Below are 24768 nucleotides of genomic sequence, written 5' to 3' on the forward strand. Positions count from 1 at the left end.
CCCCATACGATTATTCCGTCACAAATATACGGATTTCTAATTAAATAATCGTGTCATGGAACTGGATTTTGATAAAATCATACGTATAAGGAAAATCAGAAGCGTAAAATCGGACTTGTCCAAGGAAGAAAACACCCTGTCCCGTCCGGTCTTGTCCGACAAGAAGCTCATACCCGAGATTCACAAAGTCTTCACAAGCCTTATCGTCGAGAGAGGGTGCAAACCGGCCACAAATACAGTGATTCAACGGAAAAAGTTCATCTTCATAGTCCTTTATCTTTATTCCCCGTCCTCTTTGGCCGGGGACAAGATGGCTCCCGGATTGCGTGATGAACTGTCCAATGTGTTGGGCGTACAGGCCAAAAGCACCATATCCAACAATTGTGCGAACCTTGTTTTCCTTTATCAGAATTATACATCCTTCCGTAAGGATGTGGAATACCTGTGCAACAAGATTATTTCATGGTTGAAATCCCATGAGTTGGTAGAATGAAAAGTAATATTTCTATTACAGATTCCAATTCAGCACAGCCATAAGCCGGCAATAATCCATATACGGAAGATTGTCGGCAATGGCTATGAGTTCATCTATGTACACGTTTCTTCGCATTTCTCTCGATTTCCCTGCGCTGACGGCGGTTTACGCCATACAGCTTGGCATATTCATTCAGTTTAACTTTTTCCTCGTCAGACAGGAGGTCATAGACTTCCTGACCCCGTTTGCCGGATATGATGGCTTTCAATACGTTCAACATCCCAACTCCTTTCTACAATGTTCGCACAAAAATTTCTTTGCAACCGGAAACATCTTCTGCCCGACGTAACCGCTAAGATACTGCGCTTCCTCCCCATACGGGTCAATCCCGGATGCCTGCGAAATATGACGGCACAGATGCCCCTTTTCGTGATCCCATGAGTTCTGAAACTGCTCCGGTGTGGAAGTGAGGGAAAGCACCATCACCGTTTCACGGTCGTGGAAATTTGAATAAGTCAGCCCGGTATTCAAGTTGCCTTCTGTCAGATTGCGGTATGCCTGTCTCAACGAATAACCGCGGCATCCACAATCATACAGGTCTTTCATTATCCGTTCAGTCCAATAGGTTGTAACGGCATAGTACACCCTCACGCTCCACCCATACTTCGGTATGTAGAAATCCTGCACTATCATAATGTTACATCATATCCTCCCAAATTATTGGTGTACCCGAACCAATACAATCCGCATAGAAGCGGGTAAAAGGAAGCCCGTCATAACCGTCAGGGTCATCAATGTAATCCTTGATGAACAATGCAAGATGGGATTCATCGGCTATCGAACTCTTATAATAATCCGCCTTGCCCATGTTGGCCGCATACACACAGTCGTACCCTGCATCCTTCTCCAGCTTGATGCCGTATTTTTTCAACAACTCTTCCACCTCGTCCTTCTTCAATGCATCTAGCTTTTTCTGTTTCCCGGTGGATTCGTCCTTGGTTTTCATTTTCGACACGGCCCACTCGCACATCTTCTTCGAGAAGTGCCACCCGTATTGCGAAATATATTCCTTCATTCCCGAAGGAAACCGGTCATAAGCATCCAGTCTCTGTCCCATAATCTTCTCCTTTATGATTTAGTAAAAGAGAGGGGAATTCCACCCCTCCCGTATCAATAAAACTCACCATTGGCACGTCTGCGCCGACGTTCTCCCATCTCATCCATTCGGGGATACTCCGGGAAGTAACCCGGCATACGGCGTTCGCCCATATCGTAACGTTCACCATACCCCCTGTTGCCATATCCGTTTCCGCCACTGTAGTTTCCGCTTTCACGGAACCCCATTCCGCCCCGCATCTCGTTCATGGCCTTTTCATATCCGTGACGGCATCCTTCCCTGTAAGCTTCTTCAATCTCACCGCCGTCTCTCATACCGAAGCCGCGTCCGTAATCGTCACGCCCTTCTTCCAAAATACTCCACATTCCCATAATCATTTCTTTGTTTTGGATGTGTCAGAACCAAGACCAAACTGTTCCATCAGTTGCTTGTTCAATGTCATAAGGTCAGCCATATTCCGGCTCATTTCCGACATTTGACTTTTCAAGTCCAATATTTCCTTTTCTTGTTGTTGCTTTGCTACAACCTCTGGGTTTAAAGCACAAAGCATCTGCTCGCACGAAGAAAGAAACTTCTTATGATATTCAACGCTTTTAAGTATTTCTTCACTCTTTTGTTTCATCGTAAGAATTTCAACATTCATCTCCTCACGTGAAGCAGACACAAGAATACCATTCTTTACATCATCAGCAATGTCAAGATTGGCAGGCATTTCGGTTATAGTAACAGTATCCCCGTTACTGACACTTGCAACAATATCTACTACTTGAACAGGCTGTGGATAAAGAGTATTGGGAGTGTTTTTATAAACAGTCCTTAGATTCTTTACTGTTACAACCTTACCACATTCAAGAACAGGGTCAGCCCCTCTATGAAGAATATATAAGGTATTGTTTGGTCTTAAATTCTGAAACATGATTGTTTGACTTTTATAAGGGAGTCTGCGAAACACAGACCCCCGCCTTGTTATTTACTTGCTCCAAAAGAAGCGGTTTCTTTTGCCCGTGCCGGAGCTGCTGTCGGTCTGTAACCTCCATTCACCAGGAACAACTCATTCGTGTACTTGTTGTAATGGATTTCATAGATACCCTTTCCGGCAAGATTGGCCACTGTTACAGGCTCATTGTTGTAAGCCATCAGCGGACGTGTGTCACCGTTCGTGCCTATCAGAATAGGCAGCGTCTGAGTTGTCCCGGCCGGGATGTCCTGACGGAGACTGATGTAGAACCCACCGACATAGTTCCTGCCATAGAAGGCATGGTTCGGAAGTTCCAGAGTGACATTCTCCGTACCCACATTCACCGCCACGGTCGGCAGGGTATTGTAGTTTACCCTGCCAAGTCCCGGAAACCCGAACGGAAATCCTGTAAAAAAGTTAGGCCACATAGCTTACCTCCTTTCTTACATTATCCCCAATAACCTCCATTGCATCCGCAACCATATCCGCTCCGACCGTAAGCGTCACCGGCATAAGCACCGAAAGCGGCTGCACGGTAAGTATCAAGATTTACACCTACGATATTAGGGTATTGTACGGGTACGGTTTGCGGCATACGGCACTTGATTCCGTCCACATCCCCCTGCAAAGCCTGCAAACCTGCTGCAAGCGGAGCGATCTGCTGCCCTACGGCATTCAGGATGGTGGCGTTCTGGTTACGCTGTGAGATTTCAGCCGTCAGGGAAGCCTTCTCGGCCGTCAGGGCTGCAATCTTATCCTGCAAAGCTTGATTTTGAATGGCATCAAGTTTCGCGAGTATGGCATTCGTGTTCGCCGTAGCTCCGTCACGCAATGACAGTGTGTTCTGGTTGGCTGTGTTCACAAGTTGGTTCGTCTGGTTGCACATGGCAAGCTGATTCTCATATCCCATCGTTGTGATGGCATTCTGCGTCTTGCAGCAGCAGTCAGCAAGCTGTGTCAGGATAGCCTGATTCCCGCTTTGCATCGCATTGATGATTTGGTTGGTAGACAAGCCGACCTGATTACCAACCTGTGTAATGCTGTTCTGAACGTTGCACAAGGCTGTCTGAATCTGTTGCGTAGAACAGTTGAACGAAGAAGCCAACTGGGAAATAGCGTTCCCGTTACCCTGTATGGCCTGCATCAGCAATTCACGTCCCGAATTTCCAGCCAGTTCCGCAGGCAAACCGTTGCAACCGTTACCGCCACGTCCGCCAAAGAAACCACCGTTACCGTTCCATCCGAAAATAGAAGCAATCACCACTAGCCAAATGATAGACCACCATCCGTCCTGTCCTCCAAAGCCGTTGCGGTTACCCATCAAGGCAAGCAGGTTGGGGTCAACGCTTCGTCCTCCTCCAATCATGCCGGGGAGCAATGCAGTGATGTCCATTTTGCTGCCTCCGCTGGTACCATCGCTGTTAAAAACATAAGTTCTCTCCATAATGTATCTTTTAAATTAAACGTTACAAGGTCAGGCATATCCTGACCCTGCAAAACTACAAATACATTATGTCACTCAAAATCAATTTTTTCCCAACTCATTCCCGATTCTTTCCCGATATATTCCCATCATTTTCCCACACCTCACACGCGAAGAAAAATTAGACAGCATATAGTTTACCGCGCGTTTCGTCTTGTGCACCAATAATGCAATCCGGGAAGGGTAGAAGCCCTCCTTGGAAAGGAAATACACGAGAAGGTAACGCGCATCAACCACCTCCGTTTCCTTGCTTCCCGACAATATGATTCTTGGTGAAATCTCCGTTTCCCTGCTGACAACCTGAATAATCTCATTAAAAATATCTTCCTTGCACATACAAAATCCGATTTTTATTCATATCTTTGTCATACCACATGACAAGGCGTTTATATACAACGATAGCTCGCGATGAAGACATAAAGCCCTCAACGCGCGAGCTATTTTCGCGTCTTGTCATGTGGTAATGCAAGGAACGTTGGGGGCTTTTTTATACTCCCGTCCCCGAAGGAGTAAACATTACTTTTTCAGCCTGTACACAAACCTCCCGAATCCTATAAGGATGCAAACGACCACGGCCACGAGCGCAAAGCCCCCATAGTGCAGCTTCGTTTCCTCCCACCTCGAAAGCTTCCGCTCCACAGGATAAGGCACGCCAACGCTGTCCGTCCTCACCGACACCAACGTGTCCCTCACCACGCGCTCCCTCCAGTGCGTCCGGTACTTGTATTCCGTCCTATACACCGTGTCCCTCTCCGTCCTCAATTCCACGTGAATCGAATCCTTCAAGTAAACACTGTCCACAGACCACCGCGCACCATGCACGCTGTCTATCCTCACCGTCTCCACCGGCACGTACTGCACCCGTGCACATCCGCACACGGCAAACAACGACAGCCCCACCACGAGCCAGAACACCGGCACCATCAGCCAAGGCCAGAACACTTTAAAAAATCTATTCATTCCTACTTCTTTTTGTGGCAACGAAAAAGCGGCAACCCCGACTTGTTTATGTGGGATTGCCGCTTGATTAATGAAATGGTTTCGTGTGGCTTGGTTACTATTCTCCTGATGCAAAATGATAGCCCGTTGAAACCTACCTTGTGAGCCACGCAAACACGTAGCCTTTCAATTCCAAGGGGCTATCTTTTGGGATGGAATAAATATTTTGCGACAAAATTGAATATCCCTATCACATTGGCCAACGATGTGGTAAGTAGGGTAATAAGTACACTGTCTGACAGTAAGATTGTCCTACGTCCACTTAAATATACGATGACCAAAGAAGCTAACATATACAAACACATGAATCCAAATATCACGTAACTGAATATTTTCCGTTGCTCACGGTCTTGTTTAAGTCCCTCTATTTCCTCCCTTTGGCGGTCTATCTGTGCACGCAGGTAGTCTATTGTCAGTTCATTGGACGTTTGTTCCAACAAATTCACCTGTGATTCTTCGGATTCCTCCTTGTCCTTGCCTTCATCAGAAAGGATTCGCATAAGGTCTTCAAACTTTCCTTTCATGAATTGTGTGACTTTAATACAGTTTCAACAAGCTTTTCATAATACAAGGCTGTTACTTCATCCGGAATGGGAACATTTTGTTCTGGTATATAACAAACAGACCATGGCGTGCCCTTCCGGTGCGTCAAAGCGACCATCTCGGCATCCGTAAAATCAAGGTAACGCTTCCATACCATCTCGACAATTTTCTTTGCCTTGTCACCCTCCAACACAGGCTCCGGAAATGAAATCGTACAATTCTTTTCGTCCCAATCCATCACAACGGCCTTTTCTGTTATAGGGCCGGCTTTGTATTGCTTGAAAGAATGGTAGACGGATGGAATTACAGGCCCGTATTTCCATGCCTCCACCTTGTCAAAACGGTTGTCAAGCAAAGATTCTTTGTTTATCGCCAAAGAGAATCCGTGAGCTATATAGACACGTTTCATCAAACCTAATTGCGTCAGGTTCTTATTCTCCTTTTTTGCTAAATCAATGAGATAATTAGCCACAGAAAGTGCATTATCTTTCATATTTTAACATTTGAATAGGACAAAAATAGAGTAAATTGTCCATCTTTCCAAGTTTGTTAAGCCTTATTTGTCTTCATTAACTGCAATCCCACCAAGTCAAAGATCGCTTCCCCGCCACCGGGTTAATAATCATTCATTCACATCGCCAACGCCCGTGCCAACATCCAGACACCAAAAGCCAACACGAGGAAGACCAACCAAGGCGGCAAACCCTTCCCGTCGCCCCCTCCGCCGTCGTCAAGCATCGGCCAGTATTCATCACTCGTTCCCATGTTCACGCGATATTAAAGAACCTGTCAGCCTCCCATTTCCTGCGCTTCACCAGTCCGTCAAGCTTCCGCTTCTTCCCGGCCACCGTGGCATACACCCACCTCATGAACTCCGCACGCACCTCCGCATCCGGCGCGCAAGCCCGTATTTTCTTCAAAAGTGTGGAACCGGCCAACGCGTCGCACCCAAGGTTGTACGCGAAGTCCACCAATGCGTCGAACTTGTTCTGCCGCTCCGTCACGCCTAATTTGTCCACGAATGCCTCATATTCTGCCAAGTCGCGCCTGAGCTGCCGTTCCGCTTCGCCCTCCGTCATCTTGTCGCCGCGCTTCACGCCAACCGTATGTCCGTAGCCTATCGTCCACACGCCCGCCGGGCACTTGTAAGCCGTGCCACGGAAACCCTCGAATCTCTTTATCGCCTCAATCAATGTGTTGCTCGCTTTCATATCTACATTTTTTTGTTTAACTTTGCCATCGCCTCCCGTGAGGGACGCCCGAAGAACTAATATGTTTTTCATGGTATTATATTTAAGTTTAACAGGGGGAGGCGGCGTGCCTCCCCGTTTTCATGACCCGCTTCCCTTCAGTGCTTCTATTTCATCCCTTAATGCGGAAATTTCCGATTTTATGGCCTCGATTTTATCATTTAGTTCTTTTCCCATAGCAGCGGACAAAGGCTTTCCTGAATTATTAGAATCAAGGTCATTAACTATTTCACTCCTTGATATTTTCCCGTTATTCAACTGTTTGCCCATCGCAGCGGAAAGTGGTAAATCTGAAGCGGAAGAGTCTAATACATTGACTATGCCAGATTTGAACAATAAGTTATCCCTCTTAACAGCACTTGGTATACTAAAAGTGCCATTGTAATGACGTATTTTTATATAGGCCGTGTCAGATGCGTCAGATAATCCTCTGATATGTAAATAATCCCCCTCTGAGGAACCTGTGTTTTCTATTCTAATCATCACATGTTGCAATGCCTTGTTATTGATGTTTAAAAACAGGATTCCTCTGTCGACCATCTTGGAAATATCATTATAAGTATTCCCACCAAGTGCCGTTTTGATTTCTTCGTTGCTTGAACCCGTAGAAAGGCCAAATAAATTCTTGAAAAGCGTTGCTCCGTACTTCTTCCCGTTAAACCAAATACTATTCTCATTTTCGCTGAATCGGATGCTGTCAAACGTTTTCTTGTCCTCCTTCGACATCAAACCGTCCTTGTCCGCAGAGGCCGGATTTGAGATTTCCGCAATCTTGTCATTCAACACTTTACCCTGTGCGGCCGAAAGAGCACTTTCTTCATTATCAGAATTCAGGTTGTTTATGACATTGGGGACAACTACTAAAGTTTCAAGGGATATTCTATCTGATGATATTGAGTATACAAAAATGCCATTGCCTGCATTTATATAAAATCCAATAAATCCATCAAGCTTGACGATTCCTGCAGGAATATATGCTATAATCCCATCATATCCAATTGAAACTTTTGCAATTACGACTTTATGATTTACGGCTTCCACAAACTCATCCCAATTCCCTACAATAGATTCCACGTCTGTTGTAGACCAATCTTTTGTCGTTTCTAAAGCTCCCGGTAAAATGTAAACTACGTTTCCACTCACATACTCATTGATTCTCTCCAACAGCACATGCCCGTTCCGCTCACCCTCCTGGAACGGGATGCCCTCTTTCCCCGTCAGCTCCGTGCGTTCCGGGGTCTGTAATATCGTCTTTCCTTCTACTGCCATGACTACTTGTGTCTTAATTGTTTCCTTACTGTCCTTCTTGTCACCTCCACCATCATAACGGGGCTTCCGTCAGCCCAAAGCCAAGCCTTGCCTTCCTCCAAGAGCAGGGCGTTGCCGACAAGCTCATACGGGTCCCCGCGCCCTATGATGCCGGAAGAATTGGCGCGGGTCGTTCCCAACCCCGCCATGTTCAACCGTGAATAGTTCATCCTCTCCATCATTCCGCCTCCCTGATAGTGGCCTTCGTCACTTCCGACATGCTCTCAATCCTGATGTGCATCGGATAAACGCCGTGTCCGAAGCACCAGTCTATGAACTGTCCGGGATTGTACAACGTGTTCGGCAGGATGCACGGCACGAACGTCCCCTCGTCCGAACTCCGCTGCGAGATGTAAAACCCGCCGCCTTCCTTCCGTTCCAGATGGAGAGCATAGTCCGCGTTCACCGTCTCTTCCGCCACATACCTGTCACCCTGTAGGGTGAAATTCAAATTCCTGAGTGCCATGTCACTTTTCCTCCTTCTTTACTGTATTATTCTCATGTTCCCTTTGAAACAGAAGCTCTGCCGCCATCTTGGCTATCTCGTCCTTGTTGTCGATGATTACCCTCATCGTCTTCTCCGCCTTCCGGAGTTCCTCCTTCTGCCATGATTTCTCCCTTACCGACACGAACTCGCAGAAAATGCAGTAAGCCGTCCACAACATCGAGAACACCGGTATGGGAACCACCACGCAGCACAGGATGTCGATGAAGCACAACGTCAGGAAAGGCGTGAAGTACTTCTTTGCCTTCGTGGCCGTCTTCTTGTACCCCGTGGAAGTCCGCGCCTCGCCGCGTTGTTTGGCCTTTTGTACCCCAGAGACCAAATCCACGGCCATTGCGCCTATCGTGGCCGCCACGCATAATGCTATCAGTATGATGTGGTTCATCATGTGATTTTCTATAAAATCAATAATCACTTTTTCCATTACAATGCTTTTTTTAGTGTTACAAAATCCTCACCGTGCCACAAGACAAGACCCGCACGACATACGATCCAGGAACGCGATGGGGTTCCCGTTTTTCCACTTCCGGCCATAACCGCACGTTCCGCCCTATGGAACCCCAATGCTTATCCATGGCCATCTTCCTTTAATCAGTACACCGCTTTCTTCAACTCCGCAACCTCCCCGCGCAACGCCTCCACCTCGGCCATGAGTTCCGCCACGCCTCTTTCCTCCAAAGCCACCGGCATGCCCGATTTGGCCGAAACCAATGAGATTTTCTTCCATGCCGTCGTGCTGTCAGGCACCTTCCCCATGAAGGAACGGTGGTATATGTTGCCATCCGAACTGAAACCCAACTGGTGGTAATAATTTCCCGCGTTCGTGTGCAACGTCAACACCCCGTTGGCATTGCTTCCATGCGGGAAAAGTCCTGCCGTGCTCGCCAATACGTCCGAATCGAAATACACGCCAGGTATTGCACTCGTCCGCGTAATGATTCCATTCGTAGACCCGCCCGAAGCGTTCATGTTCTTGATCCGAAGCTCCGAGCCGCTCCAATACACCTTCCCGTTGAACACGATGCAATCCGAGTCGGTCGCAAAGAACAACGCCTGCGGGTTGGACCCCGTCAATGACAAAGCCTGCGCCCGCGTCTTGCTCGCGTACACCTCCAAAATCTTCCCCGTGGGGGAGGATGCAAGGGGGACAATGCCGCCTTGCTCCCGGTCTTCCGAATCAATCACTTTCTCGTCCATAAGCCATGACTATTTGATGGTAAGGGCGGCTTTTATCGAGTCGGCTATCGACTTGGCAGAGTTCGCCGTGTTCGTTGTCGTAGTCAGCTTGTCATTCAGGGCTTTTCCTTGTGCTGCCGATAGTGCCTTCGCCGTGTCCGTGGAAGTCAGGCTGTTCACCACGTCGCTTTTGTTCAGCTTGGCATCCACCTGCGACTTCAACGCCTTTCCCTGGGCAGCCGAAAGCGCGGCATCCGTGCGGTCGCTCGTCAGGCTGTTGATGACCTCCGTCTTGTCCGACAACAGCACGAGGTCACCGTCCTTGCATACATAAACGCCCTTAAAAGAACCTGCCGAAGGCATCACGTACACCTTGCCCTCTATCGGCTTCCTGGCCAAGCCGTCACTTCCGGCAAGTTCGGCATATTGCTTGGCCTTGTTACTGTCATCGGCAATGGACCAGTTGTTATAATACGTACCGTCAATACGGTAACACAACTGTTTCATGTCTTTCAGGTAGACCAGGCTTCCCCCTGCCTTCGTGGACGATGCCTGCTGCACCGTCTGCGTGCCCCCCACAATCTGGTCGAGCAGCACCGGGACGCAAGCCTCCTGCACCGTAATGATGCGCTTTGTCACGTTCGTGCTAGCCACCGTGTTGCCCGCTGCCACCTCCTTCACGTCTATGTAATCGTCCACCACCTCGCTCCGCTTCACCTGCGCGTCGTTCGTCACGTTCGACAGCCCCACCTGGGCTTTCGTCACCCCGTGCGGGTTGCTCTTGTTCCCCGTGTGCGAGGTCAGCTCCGACTTCGTGGCATAAGTTTTTGCCGCGTCGGCCGCCTTCAGGAACACCGACAAGTCCACCGTGCCCCCCAGGGCGTCCCAGTTGTCGTCGTTGTGGTCACTGGCCGAAGTGTTCGTCACGCATACCACGTTCGTCCCCGCCGGGTACTTCTTGCCACCCAACGTGAACTCGGCCGTCACGTTCCACGTGTCGCCCTTCACCGCGTTCGTCAGCGCGAGCACATCGGCAATGGTCGCTTTCGTCCCCATTACCTTATACACGCTGCCCAGTTTCGAGTTGATGGCATTGTTCATCTCTTCCATTGTAGGAAGCGCGTCCACCAACGCCTTCAACGCCTTTCCCTGCGCCGCGCTCAAAGCCTTGTTCGTGCTCCCGTCCGTAAGGCTGTTGATTATCTCCACAAAATTATAAACCACGCCGTTGAACACGATGCGGTGCGTGTCCGTGGCGAAACACATCGCCCCCGGCTTGCTCGATGCCAAAGCCTTCGCATCCGCCTCCGACTTCGAGGCATATACCTCAAAAAGTTGTCCCACCGGGCCACTGGCAATGGGCATGATGTCCCCGTTGTCCGCGCCGTCCATATTCCACGAGGAAATAGGTTCTTTTACTTGTTCTTCCATCATTTTCCAATTATTATTTAACAATCAAAGAAGCATCCGCATACTTCTTCATCACAGTCGTGTAGTATAAGCTGCCGATATAAGTCAGCTCTATCTTTGCCGACTCCATCTCGTCCAACGAAAAGGTATTTCCGTTGATGTGGGTCCATGTGGTCGGGTCATCCGGCAAGGTGACCGATTGCGTGCCTTCCTCGCAGAATACGAATATCTCAATCCTGTGCCCGGATTTGGGAGTGCCGGCTATGCTTAACGACTGTGGGGAGCTGATGCTTATGTCAACCATGTCCACGTCCGCCGGTATGCCCGAAAGGGTGTCTGCATGCTCCACTTTGGGACCTTTGGCCATCTCCGTCACCACGTTGAAGTCGATGAGTTGCACCATTGCATTCCCATTGAAGAAGTACAGTCCAAGATTCCCCGTCTGGGCATGGCGCATCAGGTAAACCTTGCCCGCTATGGGAGAGTTTCCGTCAAAGCCGCAGAGGAACTCACGCTTTTGGTAAGCGAAAGGCGTCACCGAGGAATCCGACCAGTTATTATGGAGTTTCCCGTCTTCTCCCGTGGCATAGATTTTTTTGCTTCGTTCATAATAAACCACGGACTTCACTTTGGTGACGGATGACATTTCCGGCATCGGAATGGTCGTGTCATTGTAATCACAGATGCCAATGCCTTGGGAAATTGCCGTGTTGAATATCAATCCGGAAAGAGAAGAGCTTGTTGCCATTCCCGGAGATTGGAGGTCGGACAAGGAATTGGCCAGTTCAAAGCCGCTTCCTCCCTCATCAAGCAACCTTGCCAATTCATCAAGCAACCGGTTGACTTCCGCCACAGTCCTGTTTAATTGTGCCATATCTATTATTGTTTTGTTTTTTACATAAACTTTCCTATTCTACGCTGCCAAAATATTGCTTCGTACCCGTTCATTACGCCTGCACGGCATTGCAATGAAGCGAACTCCCCTACATTCAAAGTCCGGCTTGTAAAGCCCGTAGGGTCGAAATCTTCAGAGGAAGCACCGGAAAGGGCGAACGCCGTGTTGCTCATATTGTACATTATGACATATTGTCCCACGAGCGACCTTATAAAATTCTTTCTTTCCTCATCTTGTGTCACGTAATAATCTGACAGGCCCGGAAGGTACAATGGTGGAATTTCGGTGAACTCGCCACTGAAAACCACATATCCGCCAAGCTTTTCAAAATCAATTTCATATTCTCCTTCAAGTCCGTCAACAGGTTTCAGGTACTGTCCGATGTTGGTTTCTGTGATTACGGTACGTGATTTTCCAACATACCCCCTGAATATGCCTTCATTGGCAATTATAATACCCTCGAACTTCCCGTTCTTGGACTCGGTGCTCCCGTCCTCCAACACCTTGAAGTTACCGTTGGCGGTCACCGCGCCTTCAAGCGATATATTTTCTCCCTTGATGTTGACATCCCCTTTTTCAATGTCGATACCGACTTCCTTAAGGCCGTTGTTGATACCGATATGCACAGAATCCGCCGTCTGTTTTATCTCGCTCCGCAAATCCTCGTCCAAGTCCTCCACCGAAGACGTGATTTCATCAGCCCTCTGCTCCAACTTGGAAATGCTGCCGCCATGGGATTCCAAGTCGGTGACCACGTTCCTGATGGCACCGTCCAAAAGCTCGAACCTCGCCGACACGACGCTTCCGTCCTCCATCACGAAATTACCCTTGAAAAGGTTCCCGTGAGGTGATATTCTTGTCACGAGTTTCCCTTCAAGCGAAAACGAGTTCACACCGGCATACTGGGCGACGTAAGGGGAATCTTCCCCGTAGGCCGAGAGGACAACCACATTCTGCCGGGAAGCGTCAAAGGCATTCCCTACCGTGACAATATTGTCTTCCGCCAAAGGCACGGTGCTCCCCTCCATGTATTCCCCCGCATCGTCAGACAAATCAATGTAATCCTCGCCCACACCAACCACTCTCCTCCAGTAGAACTGGTTCGATACCCCTTCGTACACCCCTTCTTTGATATTGAACGTGCGGCACTGCGCATTGTCGCCAACCCTGAACTCGTTGACAATCCTTTTGCCTCCGTCGTCATTCACAAAGAAGCAGCGGTATGCGGTCACACGCCCCACAGAACCAAATTCCTCCACCGGCTCGCCTTCGGAATCATACACTTTTTCTCCCGCCGCGTCGATGACGATATTGTCCGTTATTTCCATTACCCTGGAACACACCATCCCCGCAGGAGACAGCACGTTGGTGCCCCCGGTATGGTAAGCATGCTTTATCTCCAACGAGTCGAAATAAGCCTTCATGCGCACGTACAACTCGTCCACTTCAAAGTACGAGCGTCCCGCCGCGTTCTTTTTCAGCAATCCGTAGCCGCTCCCGAGAAGCCCAGTGACAAAGTTGTCGCTCGAAAGGTCGCCACGAAGCAGCAGCGAGGCCAGTTCCGCAGCCCCGTCGGAAGAGATCTGGCCGCCGGATTCGCCGGATGAAAAACTACCGATTATCAGCCCTTGGAGGAAAGTAATGATGCCCGAAGCGGTATCATCGTTTAACTTTGAAAGGAACTTCTTGGCCAGTTCTTTGTTGTTCTTTTCTATCCCTTCTTTTATCTCCTTGTCTGTCCTTAGCGAAGAATAGGCGTTTGTATCCGACGGCTCGGTTTCATCGTCCTTCTTTATCAAATACACATTTGTACCTGATGTTGAAGAGCTTACCTTTCCAGGAAAGTAACTGCTTCCGTTCAGTTTGATGGAATCTATCTTGTCTTCAAGTGCGCCAAGACGGGAATAGGAGGCACTTTCACCGATGGTATACACCGGAGAATCCCATGGAATGTCAAGTGCAAGTTCATAGCCAAGCACACGCATGGTACGGGGGCTTGGGAAGAATGAGGGGTTGTTGACCGTTACCTTCTGGCCTACATCGAAAGGACAAGGTGTTTCCTGTGCCTCATTACGTGCCTTTGACCAGTCTGACATGAGTTTGGCCGACACGGTGCCGATGTTGTTCCTGATTTTCTCGGCATACTTCTCTGCTTCAGATTTCAGTTCCTCTTCCGCTTCTGGGACAAGGTTCTCAAAAACATATTCCGTGTCGTATCCGGCCATGACAAATTCATTCCCGGCCTCTGGTTTTATTACCGTATCCGGCAAACGGCCCCCGTAGTCCTCGTTGGCCACTATTTCAAAGCATGTGGACGTATTGTCACTCTTTTCCGGAAGGAACGTAAGGCCGAATGTAAGTCCGGCAAGCTTTCCGGTTTGGAAGGTGATCGTAAGTTTCTCTGAAATCACATAGGAATTGTCGAACCCCACAAGCCCGGTGGTCTTGATGGTATACACCGGTACTTTCATTCCTGTGGGTTTCTTTTCCTCGCCTTCCGTGACATCAATCATTTCTTCCCCAACAGAAGATATGGAAAGCACCTTGCGTGGATAGACGTAATCGAAAGTCACGATGCCCTCTATCACTTCGTCTGGTGACATGTCGGGGTATACGTCTATATACGGTGTGCCTTCAGGAAGCATCAGCCTGCGTTGTACAACCCCGTTTACCGTAAGGCCGTCAACGTCGGAATTGAAATAACCAATGGGGATTTTCATCCTTACGAGATTTCCAATTTCCACTTTCCTCCCCTGTGACGAAGGCTCAAATTCAGAAATGTCACCACGAATACAAAGCTTGTTGAAAAGAATCTCGTTCGCGTTACCCTCAGAAACCTTGTATGATGGATTGAAAACAGCCTCATATTTATGGCTGTTATCTGTAAATTGCAAATATGATGAAGCTCTTTCACCAACAGATACAAACGTCTCAGTACCTTTTATACCAAGGAAACAATAACCTTCTACGTCTCCATTTTCACAATCAAACTGTATATTGATGATTATTCGTGAACAACCATTTGGAACGATTAATTGAGAATCTGGAATATTGAAAGTCTTTTCCGCAAAACCGTCAACATTTTCCTCGTAGTCTAATATGTGGTCGGACGATTTATCCGTGTATAAAAAACAACGGAATTTTTTAAACCTGTAAGGTATTGATGTATGCCTGAATGTAAATTGAAGACCTGAAAGAACGCAATTATATTCAGTACCATAAATCAATCTGTTAGTAGAATCAATATTTGCACTGTTATACAAATCAAATTGAAATACATTGCTTAGTGTTGTTCCTACACCAACCTTCATGTTTTGCCCTTGTTCTATAATGACAGGAAGGGAATGTCTGCTCCTTACAGAATCTCTAAAATATCCAACCACCAAATCTTTATCCAAATCAAGTGGTGCATAATTTTCTCCATTGACATTCAAGGAAACACCTGGTTCCTTCTTTACCGTGAACTCCAGTTTCTTCCGGTACCGGGATGATATGTTCTGCGTGGAGCCGAATGCGTATATGCGCGTGAAATATTCACCGCTGCTCTTGGACAGGCTCATGGTTTCTGCCTCTTCGCCAAGGCTTATTTCCACAGCTTCCCCATTCTCACAACGTCCGAAACGGATTTTCTTGCCCTCAATCCACCATTCGCAGTTTGCGGCTTCCGCAAGGGAGGTAAGCGCATCTATGAGGTTGGTGTTGGAATAGTGCATGACCAAGGCATCCACGTTCACGTCATTGTCTATCTCATATTCATAGTCCTCACCGTTAAATTGGAATCCCCATGCTTTCAGGTTGCGCAGGAAGATGTCAAGATGGTATGAAAGTTGCGCCGTCAAATCCCATGCCGCCTCATTGCCTCCCGTTTCAGGGGTGTACTTGAAAACCTTGTTCTTCCACTTCATGTAAGAGGCTTCCATCTTCAACTCATAGTCATAACCGCCCGTGGAATTGTTGAAAGATGGCTTCTGGTCTTCTATGATTTCAAAGCGGCCAAACTCGCACTCTGTATGACAGCCGAGTTTGAACCGGACGGGATAAAGCAAGGAAAATTTGAGCGTGATATAGTCATCTTTCATCAACTCAAATTTTCGCTTGCTTCCTACACCTATCGGTGTGGACAAAACTAATACCTCGTTGTTATCCTTTATTTCTATCATATACCCAAAAGTAATGAATATTGCTCATGCTACATTATATTGGATAACCGATTTTGCAACAATCGGGCCATTGTCACAAATCTCCTCGATTTGCCGGGTTGGGTTCTTCAAATTTGGCTGAAAATTTTCCAAAACACCTGTTAAGGCTTAACCCGTAAGAAATACTTTTGCCAAGATAGACCAACCTGTACACTTCACTGTTTAACTTGGGTATTTGGACGGTTATCGTACCTTTATAAAGTTCGCTTTCGAAAGCTTTCTTTTTTGCCCGATAATCACTCTCCGTACTCCCCATAATGGTAAACTCCAATGTGAAATTTCTGCTGTCCACTTTCGCGTTTTCCGTTATTATACGCTTCCCGTGCTCCAATCGGCTTTCATTCTCAATGTAGTCTTTCATTGGAGCAGGTGTATCTATTGAATCAAGAAATCCTTCCCCCATACATACACCCCATGTAGTCCAAGCATCTTTTTCGTTGATTAGTAATTCACCTTTCATAATCTTGATGTGTTTCGTTTTACTTCTTCCATATCCTTTTGCATCTGTTTGATTGGCTTGACTATTTCACCTGTATTCTCTCTGATTTGTTGAAGTTCCAAATAAGAATTGGCCAAAATTGTACGGGTCTCGTCGGAAATATTGTACATGCCGCCCATTTTAGACAACAATCCAGAAATAGAGCCTTTAAGTTCAGTTATGGCAATGGCCTGCTGTTGGTTGGCGTTCTCGATACGGTATCCCGTTTCCTGAATGGCCGTGAGCCTTCCGTTGGTCTCATCCACGCTTTCTTGGGATGCCTGTACATTGACCGCGTTACTGGCTTGTTGCGCAGAAGTACCACCTGACGTTTCCCATCCGAAATCGTTCATGAGCTGTTCCCGTTCGGCAAGCAACTTTTCAGCAAGTTCTTTCTGTTCTTGCCGTAGCCTTTCAGCTTCCTCCGGAGTAAGCTTGCCACCACTTTCTGAATCTGCCGCCCATTGGTTATACAGGCTTTCTATTTCGTCCTTGTACTTGTTGGCTATAAGCGAAGAAAATATGGCTTTCTGCAAATATTTCTCGAAGTTGTCGGCAAATTCTTCGTTTGTTGAATCCAAGTCGGACAGCAAATCCACATATCCGCTTTTGAACTCGTCAAGGCCGATTCCGGTCAATGCCTCTTTTTCCTTTTGGGCGATTTCTTCCAACTGCTCCCCATAATCCGCTATGTTCTGGATGTAGTCGATGAACTCGCCGTTCACCTCACCCAATACGGACACAAGCCTTTCATCCGTCAATAGCTTCTCCATCTGTTCGGAAGACAAGTCCCACAATTGGTATTCAGCCGTTATCTTCTCTCCAACGAGGCTGGATATGCGTTCGTAATCTTCTGCGGTAAGACGGTCATTTATACGGTATCCAAGAGAATGGGAACCGGCACTACTTCCGCTTGAAGCCAACTGTTTGATGAGTTGCCGTTGACGCTCTATCTGTACATTGACAAGCCTTGCAGCTTCGTCGGCGGCTTTCTGCGCCTCGATGCCGTAATCAATGTCAATATACTCCATTTTCTTATCTATGAGTTGGTCCCAAATGTTTATCAGGGTATCATATTGGGATTTCAAGGCTTCATATTCCGAGTAGTCGGCACCGAACTTTTCCTTGAAAAAGCCGCCGATCCCTGATATGATTTTCATTCCTGCACTTATGGCGGCCAGTACTGTGGATGCTTTATCCAGAGCCGACATTTCCGCATTTATCGCCTTTATGGCACCAACCGCTTGTAAGGAAGAAGACGCGATGCTTCCGGCCAAAGAGATGATTTCACCGAATGTTCCCCCTACAGTATCTCCTATCTCCTCGAATACATCGTTCACATCGGTAAGAACTTTATACAGCTTGTCCCAATCCTTTGTGGACTTTCCGGGAGATACCTCTTCTTCTATCTTTTTCTTTTCAAGGGCATTTCTTAGCGTGTCCACTTTCGCCCTCTTGCCCGCCAAATCAGGATTGTCCGGGTCACTGATTTCCATGTTCATCATCTCCTGATATGCCTGATTAAGCGATTCACGGAGTTTTTCAAATGACAAGTCAATTACGCTGTCTGCCCACGAGTTGAAACTTTCCTCACGGGAGGCGAACTCTTTGTTAATGGCCTTTAACGCTTCTTCCTTTTGGTATTCAAGCTCTTTCAGTTGGTTGTCTGACGCTCCGGCCTCCTCATACCTTTTCCTTGCCTTGGCAAACTTCTCCACCGTGGCGTTGTACTTCGTGACATAATCCTGGTATTCGGAAAGGGAATCCTTGTAAAAATCCGCTATTTCCATTTTCTGCCTTTCCCTCGTTTCCTTTCCCATAATGTCGAACGCGGATGTATCAACACTTACGGTAGAAGAATCAAATGCCTTTGGCTTATAGTTCTTGTCCTTGGACGCTTTCAACTTCTCCTTGGCATCAAAAGCCTCCTTTTCCATTTGTATGATGGCATTGATGTAATCCTGCCGCTGTCGGCCAATCTCCTGCAACTCTTTTTTATGGTTGAGTTCCATTTGGGCTTTCTCTTTCTCAAAGCCTTCATCCATGGCATCTATCCGGGATTGGGCCACTTTATTCTCCAAATCTTCCTGTTGGCGGATGCGGGCTGTGGCATTCTTTCTTTCGATTTCAACAATACGTGATTGCTGATTAGTTATCTTATTCGTATTGTCATTCACTTTTTTATGAGATTCTTCAATACCAGATTTATCCAATTCTGATTTTGCCGCTTTTTCGTACCCTGCTGCTAAATCAAAGTAAGCATCACCAGCTTTCTCTGCGGCATCTGCCTCACTATTTAGTGATTTTATATTATCTCGAACAGATTGTTCGTAGTCTGTAACTGTGGCTCCTATAGTTCCTTGTGCGCCAGGTACTATTTTACGCCTACCATATATAGCGGCTTTAAGTCTATCAACTGCAGTTGGGCCTTCTTCTTCTAATTTATTTTGTTTTGTTTCTGCTTCATTTCTTTTCACTAATGCTTTTTCATATTCATCTGCCGCTAATTTTTGAGCAGCTGTGGCTTTAGCCCTTAACTTAAAAGCCTCTATGATAGCGCTTGTATTTTTGACAAAAGCATTCTCTGCGTCTTTTACTCCATTTATAGAGATACCAAGCTTATCAAATTCTGTTTTATTATCATTTATCCATTGCAATTGTTCTTTTTGAGAAGACAACTTTTTCCATTCAGATGAAAGTTTCTTGACCGAAAGAATATTACTACCATAACTTCCGTTATTTTTCTCCAAGGATTCATTTACTTTCTCCATTGCCTCTTCCGTAGACAATATTGCATCTTTGGACTTAAACAAATTACTAGTCCATTCCACAATTTCCTTACCATACATTGAAAGCACAGTTATCCCAACCATCATAGCTGTTTGCCAACTAAACAAAGACGAAACAAGCTGCTTCCATACCGGTACTCCTTTCTGTCCGGACTTCTTTAATTCCTCGTTGGCGATTTTTGCACGCTTTATCTCATCGGTCAAGATGGGAAGATTGTTCGATATAGCAAGAAAGAACATGTTAAGTCCCATTGTTGCCGCCGGAAGTTCACGTACTATCTGCTGTACAGACATATTAAGCCCGTTCCATCCCGAAGCATAGTTCCCTACATTGCGTTGGTGATTTCCTATCGTGGCATCCAACTCCTTTATTTTTTCGTCTGCCTGATTAATAGATGCAAGTAATTCCTTTCCGAAAGGTGATTTCCTTTCTTCTTCCGTCAGTTCACGATAAGCAATCTTCATGCGTGACAATGACTGTGAAAGCCCGTTCATTGAAGTGGCCGCGACATTATCCATTTTCACATTGTTCATCAACGTTTGACGAACTTCCGACAATGCAGCCTTATGAGTTAACAGAGAATTGTTGAGTTGTTCCAACCGTTTTTGTTGAGCCGTAGTCAAAGAGGAATTGCCTGACTGATATTTAGTCAGATTCTTTATCTCTTCGTTTATCAGACGGATAGCATTCTGTTCTTCGATTAAGCGTTTGATGTTTTGCATACGCGTTCCCATAACTGCGTCAATTTCTGCCGCCAGTTCATCATACGCCTTAGCCTGTGCCTGCACGCTTGCTGTTTCCGCATTATTCGCAGTTGTTTTTACATTACCACTACCAAATTGCGGATTCATACCTGCCGCTTTTGAAAGCTGCTCCTGCGCCTTGATAATCTTTTCCGAAGCATCGTTTATCCGTTTGGTAGAAACCATTATTTTCCCCTCAGCTTCCGACACCTTTCTTACCAAAGCATCATATTGCCCCATAAGGGATTTCAACTGAGCTTCCATCCCTTTGGCAATATCAATGTCAACTTTCACATTGATTTGCTTTAGTGCTTTTTTGACATCCTCTATCTCCATTTTTAACTTTTGGAGTTTCTGAATATCGGACGAAACGTCCACAATAATTCCTGCCATATTACCCTACGATTTTTCTTAGCTCTATTTCTGCTGTATCAATTACGTTATATCCTTTGGAATTTACATAGGAAGCATATTCCATACCGGCTACAAGGACGAAAGAATAACCTTGTTTCCCCATAATAAAAGACCGCGCAAACTCCAATCCTTTCCTGCTTCCTTCCGAACCGTCTCCATATTTTCCCTTGGCCCAAAAGTCAACATGCTTCCCCGATCTCGTCGTGAAAACTACATGCTGGTAATTTTCTCCACGACCTTTTATCTTATGGAATCCGCCTTCTTTGATAACTTTACCGTTATAACCAATCACATATCCGATAGAACTGCGCAGATTGCCCGTTATGTTTTGATACCACCCTCCTGTAATAGCTATCTGGCAAGCTTTTTCACCTGCTTCCGCTAAACGGCCTATATACTTTTCCTCTAGTTGCCGCTCCAACTTGTCCAATCCCGATATGTCACCTTTTAACTGCATTTTTCCTTCCTAACATGCTCCTTGCCGAAACAGTTTCAACTTTATCACCATAAACCGCATGCAACTTGTCCTTTTGCATTAAAACCAAATTGCGATAGGGAATCTTATAAACAACTTCTTCATACGTTAAATGCAAGTTTTCCATAAAAGAAGCTATTTGCCCCAAGAACGTATTATTCCCCGCTATTTCTGTTTCGCTGCCAGCAGACCTACGTTCTTCGCCAAGCTGACAGCTTTCTGAAAAAGCTCTATATCAATCATTGATATACAAGTTTCAAGAGCATCTACAACCTCTTTATAAGAACCTTGTTTCAATTCTTGATACAAAGATTCATTTCCTGTTATAAACCAGGATAGGGCATTGGCATACTTATCGGCATCGCCAAGTGTCAAAAGGACGTCTTTAAATGTATCCGCATCACGGACTTCCGACAAGAAAGATATTGCTCCGGATAATTTCTCTATAGTTGGAGGATAGACAGTATATGCCTTATTGTTTACCACCACAGTTTTAAAATCCAAGTCTATGATGGCATTAGCTATATTTTTAGCACCTTTATTCATGTATACTTATTTTTTATATAAAAGAGGATAAAGCTCTTATATATAAGCCTTACCCTCTTAATATTACAATTTGGAAGAAAGACTAGAAGCTGTAACTAGCGTTATTTCTTTATTAACTACTTTACCTGCATCCGATGATAATGTCTTTATATCACCGGATTGTGTTGTGTACCCCTCTTTCGATACTTCATAGTGTACAGTAGCTCCAGCGTTCACCCGCTTTGACTTAACTGTATCACCGTCCAATTTTATGGTTGCATCGGAAGGTGTAGGTGTAACTGTAACAGTAGTTCATTCGGCATATAATTCGAGTTCTTCCGCATCAAACCAATATTCGTCTTTTATATCACCGCTTATTTCTTGTGGAATAGCGGATACAGCAATACCGATAGCATTGTCCGTTGAAGAATTACGGCCGATAATATTAGCTTTTGGAAATACAATCAAAACGTTGTCCTCCGTCAAAGCAAAAACAGCTTTATAACGTTGTTCTGTCGCATCACCGCTAGACCAGGATTTTCCGGAATCTCCTGCCAACCCGCCTTGTAGTTCCGATTTAGTTTCAAAATCATATTGCCCAATGGTAAAATTGATTCTCTTATCACCGGGTTCTACATCAGAACGGTAAATTTTACCATTCAACTCATTCTTATAGCTATTGATTGTTGGTTCATCCTCCTCATAAGTGAATGTTCCCTGATGGGAGTTATCTATCTTTTTAGCTGATTTGAATTGTGCAGCCACTCCTGATAAAGATGGAGCTGCGGAAAGAACATCCATATAACGTAAGTCCTTAATTTTTATTGCTGAAACTTTTCTTCCTGCCATATCACATTACATTTAATATTTCAAATAAAATTTTCAAATTTACATAACTACATTTCAATGCATCATCCCTTTCAATGCCGAGTGACGATTTGGACAGTCTATAACGAGTTCCGTCAAATATCCCTACTGGAGTATCTTTTATCCAAGAAGCCGCCAGTCTTTCTACTTCATTGAGTCTTGTTATATTCACGTATTCCAGATAATCAGGAATACAGATGTTAACATGTACAAATGCCTTTTCCCAGTATACATCTGGTTCAATCGGTGTGGAAGTTACTATGACGATAGATTCCTCTTTCAATTCAGATTTAATGGGATTCCAACTGTTATAAATAGTTTTTATTCCAAACTCTTGAATTTTCTCATAGAGTATTTTGTATATGTCACCCGTCACTATCATATCCAAATATCACAACGTCCTTTCAGTTCTTCAGAATAGCACTCGGCATTCTTGATTACCTTGCCTTCTCCTACAACCTCTTTTGTTTCCTTATTCAAACATCTTACCTTTGTGTCTAATGCCAGTTTCTTTCCCTCATATACCACATGGTAGGAATAAACCCACAGTTTGCCGTTTACCGACACTTCCTGCTGTTGGGAATTGTCATGGCAAAAGCATTCGGCCAGTTCATCCCACGATTCACCGCCAGTACCAGATATCGGTCGCCCGTACTCATCATTATCCGGTGGTGTCACCGTCCTTACCACTAATATGTGAGGTGCTTCGTCTAACATTTTATAAGAAAATTACTTTAGGTTTGTCCGTATTCAGTTCATCTTTCAATCCATACCGCTTGCACATCAGGAAATAGTAATCTTTGATACCTTGAATGTCCCATGATTGCGATTTGGAGTGCCCGTTTTCCGATACGGACTTGGAACTACCACGAAGTAAAAGGGTAGGGATAAACTTTGTCATACCTACCGAAATCGGTTGGATATTGTCTTCGTTTACATCATCCTCTCCGCTTATCTTCGTGGTCAAAAGGATTGTAAGGAGATTGGCATCGCTCAAAGCAACGCCAAAGTCCCTGAAGGTCTGCTTTATGTAGTCAGATACTTTCATTATCCTAATGCACTCAAATCGGCAATCGCCATCTTGTTAGGAATCTCAATATTCGGAATCGCTTCCATTCCATATTCCATAAAACGACCTTCCGAGTTGCGGTAGGATGAAATAAACATCTTTCCGTCCTCCGCTTCGGTATAAGTTCTACCCGGAATGCGGTCAATCATTTCATAAGGACGTTTCCACTTCATTGTTCCCAACTTCTTGCGTGGGTCAATAGCAGGGAGGAATGAAACCTTATCGTCAGGAACGGCATTTACCATTTCATCCTCTGACGTTTGAATCCATTCTTCCTTGATTCGGATTCGGAACGGAATATCAACGGCACCCAAATAACGGTTTACCATTTCGGTAGTCACCATATTACCCGAATTAAACTCCATATCACCGAATTTCATCGTGTATTTGCCCAAGAACTCCGTAGAAGCGGCAATACGCTTGTTGAACGTGTTGCGGTTCATCTCAGCAATCGCGAACGCATAACCTTTAGTACGGAGTTTCTCTACAAACTCTGTATTCATCCAAGTGATGATATTATTCTTATCACCTGAAGTGGCTTTCTTCGTATAGATAGGCAAAGTAATATCCGCAATAGAAACACCCTTCTTGTTTTCCTTGCCATCAACCTTGCATTTGCCGGTAAAGCGCAAACTTCCCAGCATCAAGTCGAAGCGTTTCATCGGAGCCAACAAGCACTGGCGGACATCATCAACCAAGAAATTGACGATTTCATTCAGCTTAATATCTCGTGCTTCTGCCGAACGTGCCTCGTTGAACTCGTCAATAAGAATTTGCAAACGTTCCAAACGGGTATTATCCATTTGGTACGCGTCACCCAAGCAAGCCACTTCGCCATAACCTTTAGACAGCGCATGACGCTTTCTCAAAGGCTTGTTTGCATACCGGTCAATAACCGTACCGGCAATGACACCGACAACAGTTCCCATATAGGTTTTAAACGTACCATCAGGATTTGCCTTGTCATATACAAGGTAGTCCTTCCAAAAGACTTTATCCATGTCAAGCATGGAAACGATGGTACGGTCAATTACCGACTTCATAATTCGGGAACTCCCGAGAAGCATATCAATCGTTAGTAACATTTAG

The 24768-nt window shown here is 45.8% G+C and carries 33 protein-coding genes and 1 pseudogene; 1 reads left to right on the plus strand and 33 read right to left on the minus strand.

Annotated features, from left to right (window positions below):
* The first annotated feature begins 55 nt into the window (after positions 1-55).
* Positions 56-493: a hypothetical protein gene (locus E0E47_RS00005; protein ID WP_130892487.1), complete on the plus strand. Its 438-nt coding sequence runs from the start codon at positions 56-58 to the stop codon at positions 491-493.
* A 91-nt stretch (positions 494-584) separates the two neighbouring features.
* On the opposite strand, the gene E0E47_RS17170 is transcribed toward E0E47_RS00005, so the two are convergent.
* The 33 genes and pseudogenes from E0E47_RS17170 to E0E47_RS17180 form a co-directional block, all read right to left on the minus strand.
* On the minus strand, positions 585-755 hold the full coding sequence (locus tag E0E47_RS17170; protein ID WP_008626149.1) for a hypothetical protein: 171 nt from the start codon (positions 753-755) through the stop codon (positions 585-587).
* Positions 749-1168 (minus strand): hypothetical protein, encoded by a 420-nt coding sequence (locus tag E0E47_RS00010; protein ID WP_130892488.1) that lies wholly within the window; start codon positions 1166-1168, stop codon positions 749-751. The genes E0E47_RS17170 and E0E47_RS00010 overlap by 7 nt, the downstream gene beginning before the upstream one ends.
* A 4-nt stretch (positions 1169-1172) precedes the next feature.
* Positions 1173-1592: a DUF7841 family protein gene (locus tag E0E47_RS00015; RefSeq protein WP_008626147.1), complete on the minus strand. Its 420-nt coding sequence runs from the start codon at positions 1590-1592 to the stop codon at positions 1173-1175.
* Positions 1593-1645: 53 nt separating this feature from the next.
* A complete protein-coding gene (locus E0E47_RS00020) occupies positions 1646-1963 on the minus strand; it encodes a hypothetical protein (RefSeq protein WP_040602666.1) in 318 nt (105 codons plus the stop codon).
* A 2-nt stretch (positions 1964-1965) separates the two neighbouring features.
* Complete coding sequence (locus E0E47_RS00025; RefSeq protein ID WP_130892489.1) at positions 1966-2508, minus strand: hypothetical protein; 543 nt, start codon at positions 2506-2508, stop codon at positions 1966-1968.
* A 50-nt stretch (positions 2509-2558) separates the two neighbouring features.
* Complete coding sequence (locus E0E47_RS00030; protein ID WP_130892490.1) at positions 2559-2978, minus strand: hypothetical protein; 420 nt, start codon at positions 2976-2978, stop codon at positions 2559-2561.
* Between the two features lie 20 nt (positions 2979-2998).
* A complete protein-coding gene (locus E0E47_RS00035; protein WP_130892491.1) occupies positions 2999-3994 on the minus strand; it encodes a hypothetical protein in 996 nt (331 codons plus the stop codon).
* Positions 3995-4075: 81 nt separating this feature from the next.
* Positions 4076-4369, minus strand: a complete 294-nt coding sequence (locus E0E47_RS00040) for a hypothetical protein (protein WP_130892492.1) — start codon at positions 4367-4369, stop codon at positions 4076-4078.
* A 180-nt stretch (positions 4370-4549) separates the two neighbouring features.
* Entirely contained in the window at positions 4550-4993 is a 444-nt protein-coding gene (locus tag E0E47_RS00045) for a hypothetical protein (RefSeq protein ID WP_130892493.1), read from the minus strand.
* A gap of 179 nt (positions 4994-5172) precedes the next feature.
* Complete coding sequence (locus tag E0E47_RS00050) at positions 5173-5556, minus strand: hypothetical protein (protein WP_130892494.1); 384 nt, start codon at positions 5554-5556, stop codon at positions 5173-5175.
* Positions 5553-6068, minus strand: a complete 516-nt coding sequence (locus tag E0E47_RS00055) for a Panacea domain-containing protein (protein WP_130892495.1) — start codon at positions 6066-6068, stop codon at positions 5553-5555. Before E0E47_RS00055 ends, E0E47_RS00050 begins: the two co-directional genes overlap by 4 nt.
* Positions 6069-6205: 137 nt before the next feature.
* Complete coding sequence (locus E0E47_RS17745; RefSeq protein WP_262708079.1) at positions 6206-6340, minus strand: hypothetical protein; 135 nt, start codon at positions 6338-6340, stop codon at positions 6206-6208.
* 2 nt (positions 6341-6342) lie between these two features.
* The gene (locus E0E47_RS00060; protein WP_040602650.1) at positions 6343-6786 is read right to left on the minus strand and encodes a lysozyme; all 444 of its coding nucleotides are present in this window, start codon (positions 6784-6786) and stop codon (positions 6343-6345) included.
* A 120-nt stretch (positions 6787-6906) separates the two neighbouring features.
* The gene (locus E0E47_RS00065) at positions 6907-8094 is read right to left on the minus strand and encodes a hypothetical protein (RefSeq protein WP_130892496.1); all 1188 of its coding nucleotides are present in this window, start codon (positions 8092-8094) and stop codon (positions 6907-6909) included.
* 2 nt (positions 8095-8096) lie between these two features.
* Positions 8097-8315, minus strand: a complete 219-nt coding sequence (locus E0E47_RS00070) for a hypothetical protein (protein WP_130892497.1) — start codon at positions 8313-8315, stop codon at positions 8097-8099.
* Positions 8312-8599 (minus strand): hypothetical protein, encoded by a 288-nt coding sequence (locus E0E47_RS00075; RefSeq protein ID WP_008626136.1) that lies wholly within the window; start codon positions 8597-8599, stop codon positions 8312-8314. Before E0E47_RS00075 ends, E0E47_RS00070 begins: the two co-directional genes overlap by 4 nt.
* A gap of 1 nt (position 8600) precedes the next feature.
* Complete coding sequence (locus E0E47_RS00080; protein ID WP_130892498.1) at positions 8601-9062, minus strand: hypothetical protein; 462 nt, start codon at positions 9060-9062, stop codon at positions 8601-8603.
* A gap of 19 nt (positions 9063-9081) precedes the next feature.
* Complete coding sequence (locus E0E47_RS17750; RefSeq protein ID WP_262708080.1) at positions 9082-9213, minus strand: hypothetical protein; 132 nt, start codon at positions 9211-9213, stop codon at positions 9082-9084.
* Between the two features lie 16 nt (positions 9214-9229).
* Positions 9230-9835 (minus strand): hypothetical protein, encoded by a 606-nt coding sequence (locus E0E47_RS00085; protein WP_130892499.1) that lies wholly within the window; start codon positions 9833-9835, stop codon positions 9230-9232.
* A gap of 9 nt (positions 9836-9844) precedes the next feature.
* Positions 9845-11248, minus strand: a complete 1404-nt coding sequence (locus tag E0E47_RS00090; RefSeq protein ID WP_130892500.1) for a hypothetical protein — start codon at positions 11246-11248, stop codon at positions 9845-9847.
* Positions 11249-11258: 10 nt separating this feature from the next.
* Positions 11259-12098 (minus strand): hypothetical protein, encoded by an 840-nt coding sequence (locus tag E0E47_RS00095; RefSeq protein WP_130892501.1) that lies wholly within the window; start codon positions 12096-12098, stop codon positions 11259-11261.
* Positions 12099-12118: 20 nt separating this feature from the next.
* Positions 12119-16279: a hypothetical protein gene (locus E0E47_RS00100; protein WP_130892502.1), complete on the minus strand. Its 4161-nt coding sequence runs from the start codon at positions 16277-16279 to the stop codon at positions 12119-12121.
* A gap of 73 nt (positions 16280-16352) precedes the next feature.
* Complete coding sequence (locus E0E47_RS00105) at positions 16353-16778, minus strand: hypothetical protein (RefSeq protein ID WP_130892503.1); 426 nt, start codon at positions 16776-16778, stop codon at positions 16353-16355.
* Positions 16775-20722: a hypothetical protein gene (locus tag E0E47_RS00110; protein ID WP_130892504.1), complete on the minus strand. Its 3948-nt coding sequence runs from the start codon at positions 20720-20722 to the stop codon at positions 16775-16777. The genes E0E47_RS00105 and E0E47_RS00110 overlap by 4 nt, the downstream gene beginning before the upstream one ends.
* A gap of 1 nt (position 20723) precedes the next feature.
* Complete coding sequence (locus tag E0E47_RS00115) at positions 20724-21200, minus strand: hypothetical protein (protein WP_130892505.1); 477 nt, start codon at positions 21198-21200, stop codon at positions 20724-20726.
* Positions 21184-21345 carry a hypothetical protein gene (locus E0E47_RS17175; RefSeq protein WP_172604611.1) on the minus strand — a complete coding sequence of 54 codons (162 nt, stop codon included), beginning with the start codon at positions 21343-21345 and terminating at the stop codon, positions 21184-21186. The genes E0E47_RS00115 and E0E47_RS17175 overlap by 17 nt, the downstream gene beginning before the upstream one ends.
* A 38-nt stretch (positions 21346-21383) precedes the next feature.
* Positions 21384-21764 carry a hypothetical protein gene (locus tag E0E47_RS00120; protein WP_130892506.1) on the minus strand — a complete coding sequence of 127 codons (381 nt, stop codon included), beginning with the start codon at positions 21762-21764 and terminating at the stop codon, positions 21384-21386.
* Between the two features lie 63 nt (positions 21765-21827).
* Positions 21828-22040 (minus strand): annotated as a pseudogene (locus E0E47_RS17860) (hypothetical protein); the annotation flags it as partial.
* Positions 22041-22055: 15 nt separating this feature from the next.
* Positions 22056-22592, minus strand: coding sequence for a hypothetical protein (locus E0E47_RS00130; protein WP_130892507.1), 537 nt, complete (start codon positions 22590-22592; stop codon positions 22056-22058).
* Position 22593: 1 nt separating this feature from the next.
* Positions 22594-22992: a hypothetical protein gene (locus E0E47_RS00135; RefSeq protein WP_232038509.1), complete on the minus strand. Its 399-nt coding sequence runs from the start codon at positions 22990-22992 to the stop codon at positions 22594-22596.
* Positions 22989-23327 (minus strand): hypothetical protein, encoded by a 339-nt coding sequence (locus E0E47_RS00140; protein WP_130892509.1) that lies wholly within the window; start codon positions 23325-23327, stop codon positions 22989-22991. Before E0E47_RS00140 ends, E0E47_RS00135 begins: the two co-directional genes overlap by 4 nt.
* 1 nt (position 23328) lies before the next feature.
* Positions 23329-23658: a DUF6706 family protein gene (locus tag E0E47_RS00145; protein WP_130892510.1), complete on the minus strand. Its 330-nt coding sequence runs from the start codon at positions 23656-23658 to the stop codon at positions 23329-23331.
* The gene (locus E0E47_RS17180) at positions 23658-24764 is read right to left on the minus strand and encodes a Z-ring associated ZapG family protein (RefSeq protein WP_172604612.1); all 1107 of its coding nucleotides are present in this window, start codon (positions 24762-24764) and stop codon (positions 23658-23660) included. The genes E0E47_RS00145 and E0E47_RS17180 overlap by 1 nt, the downstream gene beginning before the upstream one ends.
* Between the last annotated feature and the right edge of the window lie 4 nt (positions 24765-24768).

The sequence above is a fragment of the Paraprevotella xylaniphila YIT 11841 genome, assembly GCF_900683745.1.
In the GTDB taxonomy this organism is placed as follows: Bacteria; Bacteroidota; Bacteroidia; order Bacteroidales; family Bacteroidaceae; genus Paraprevotella; species Paraprevotella xylaniphila.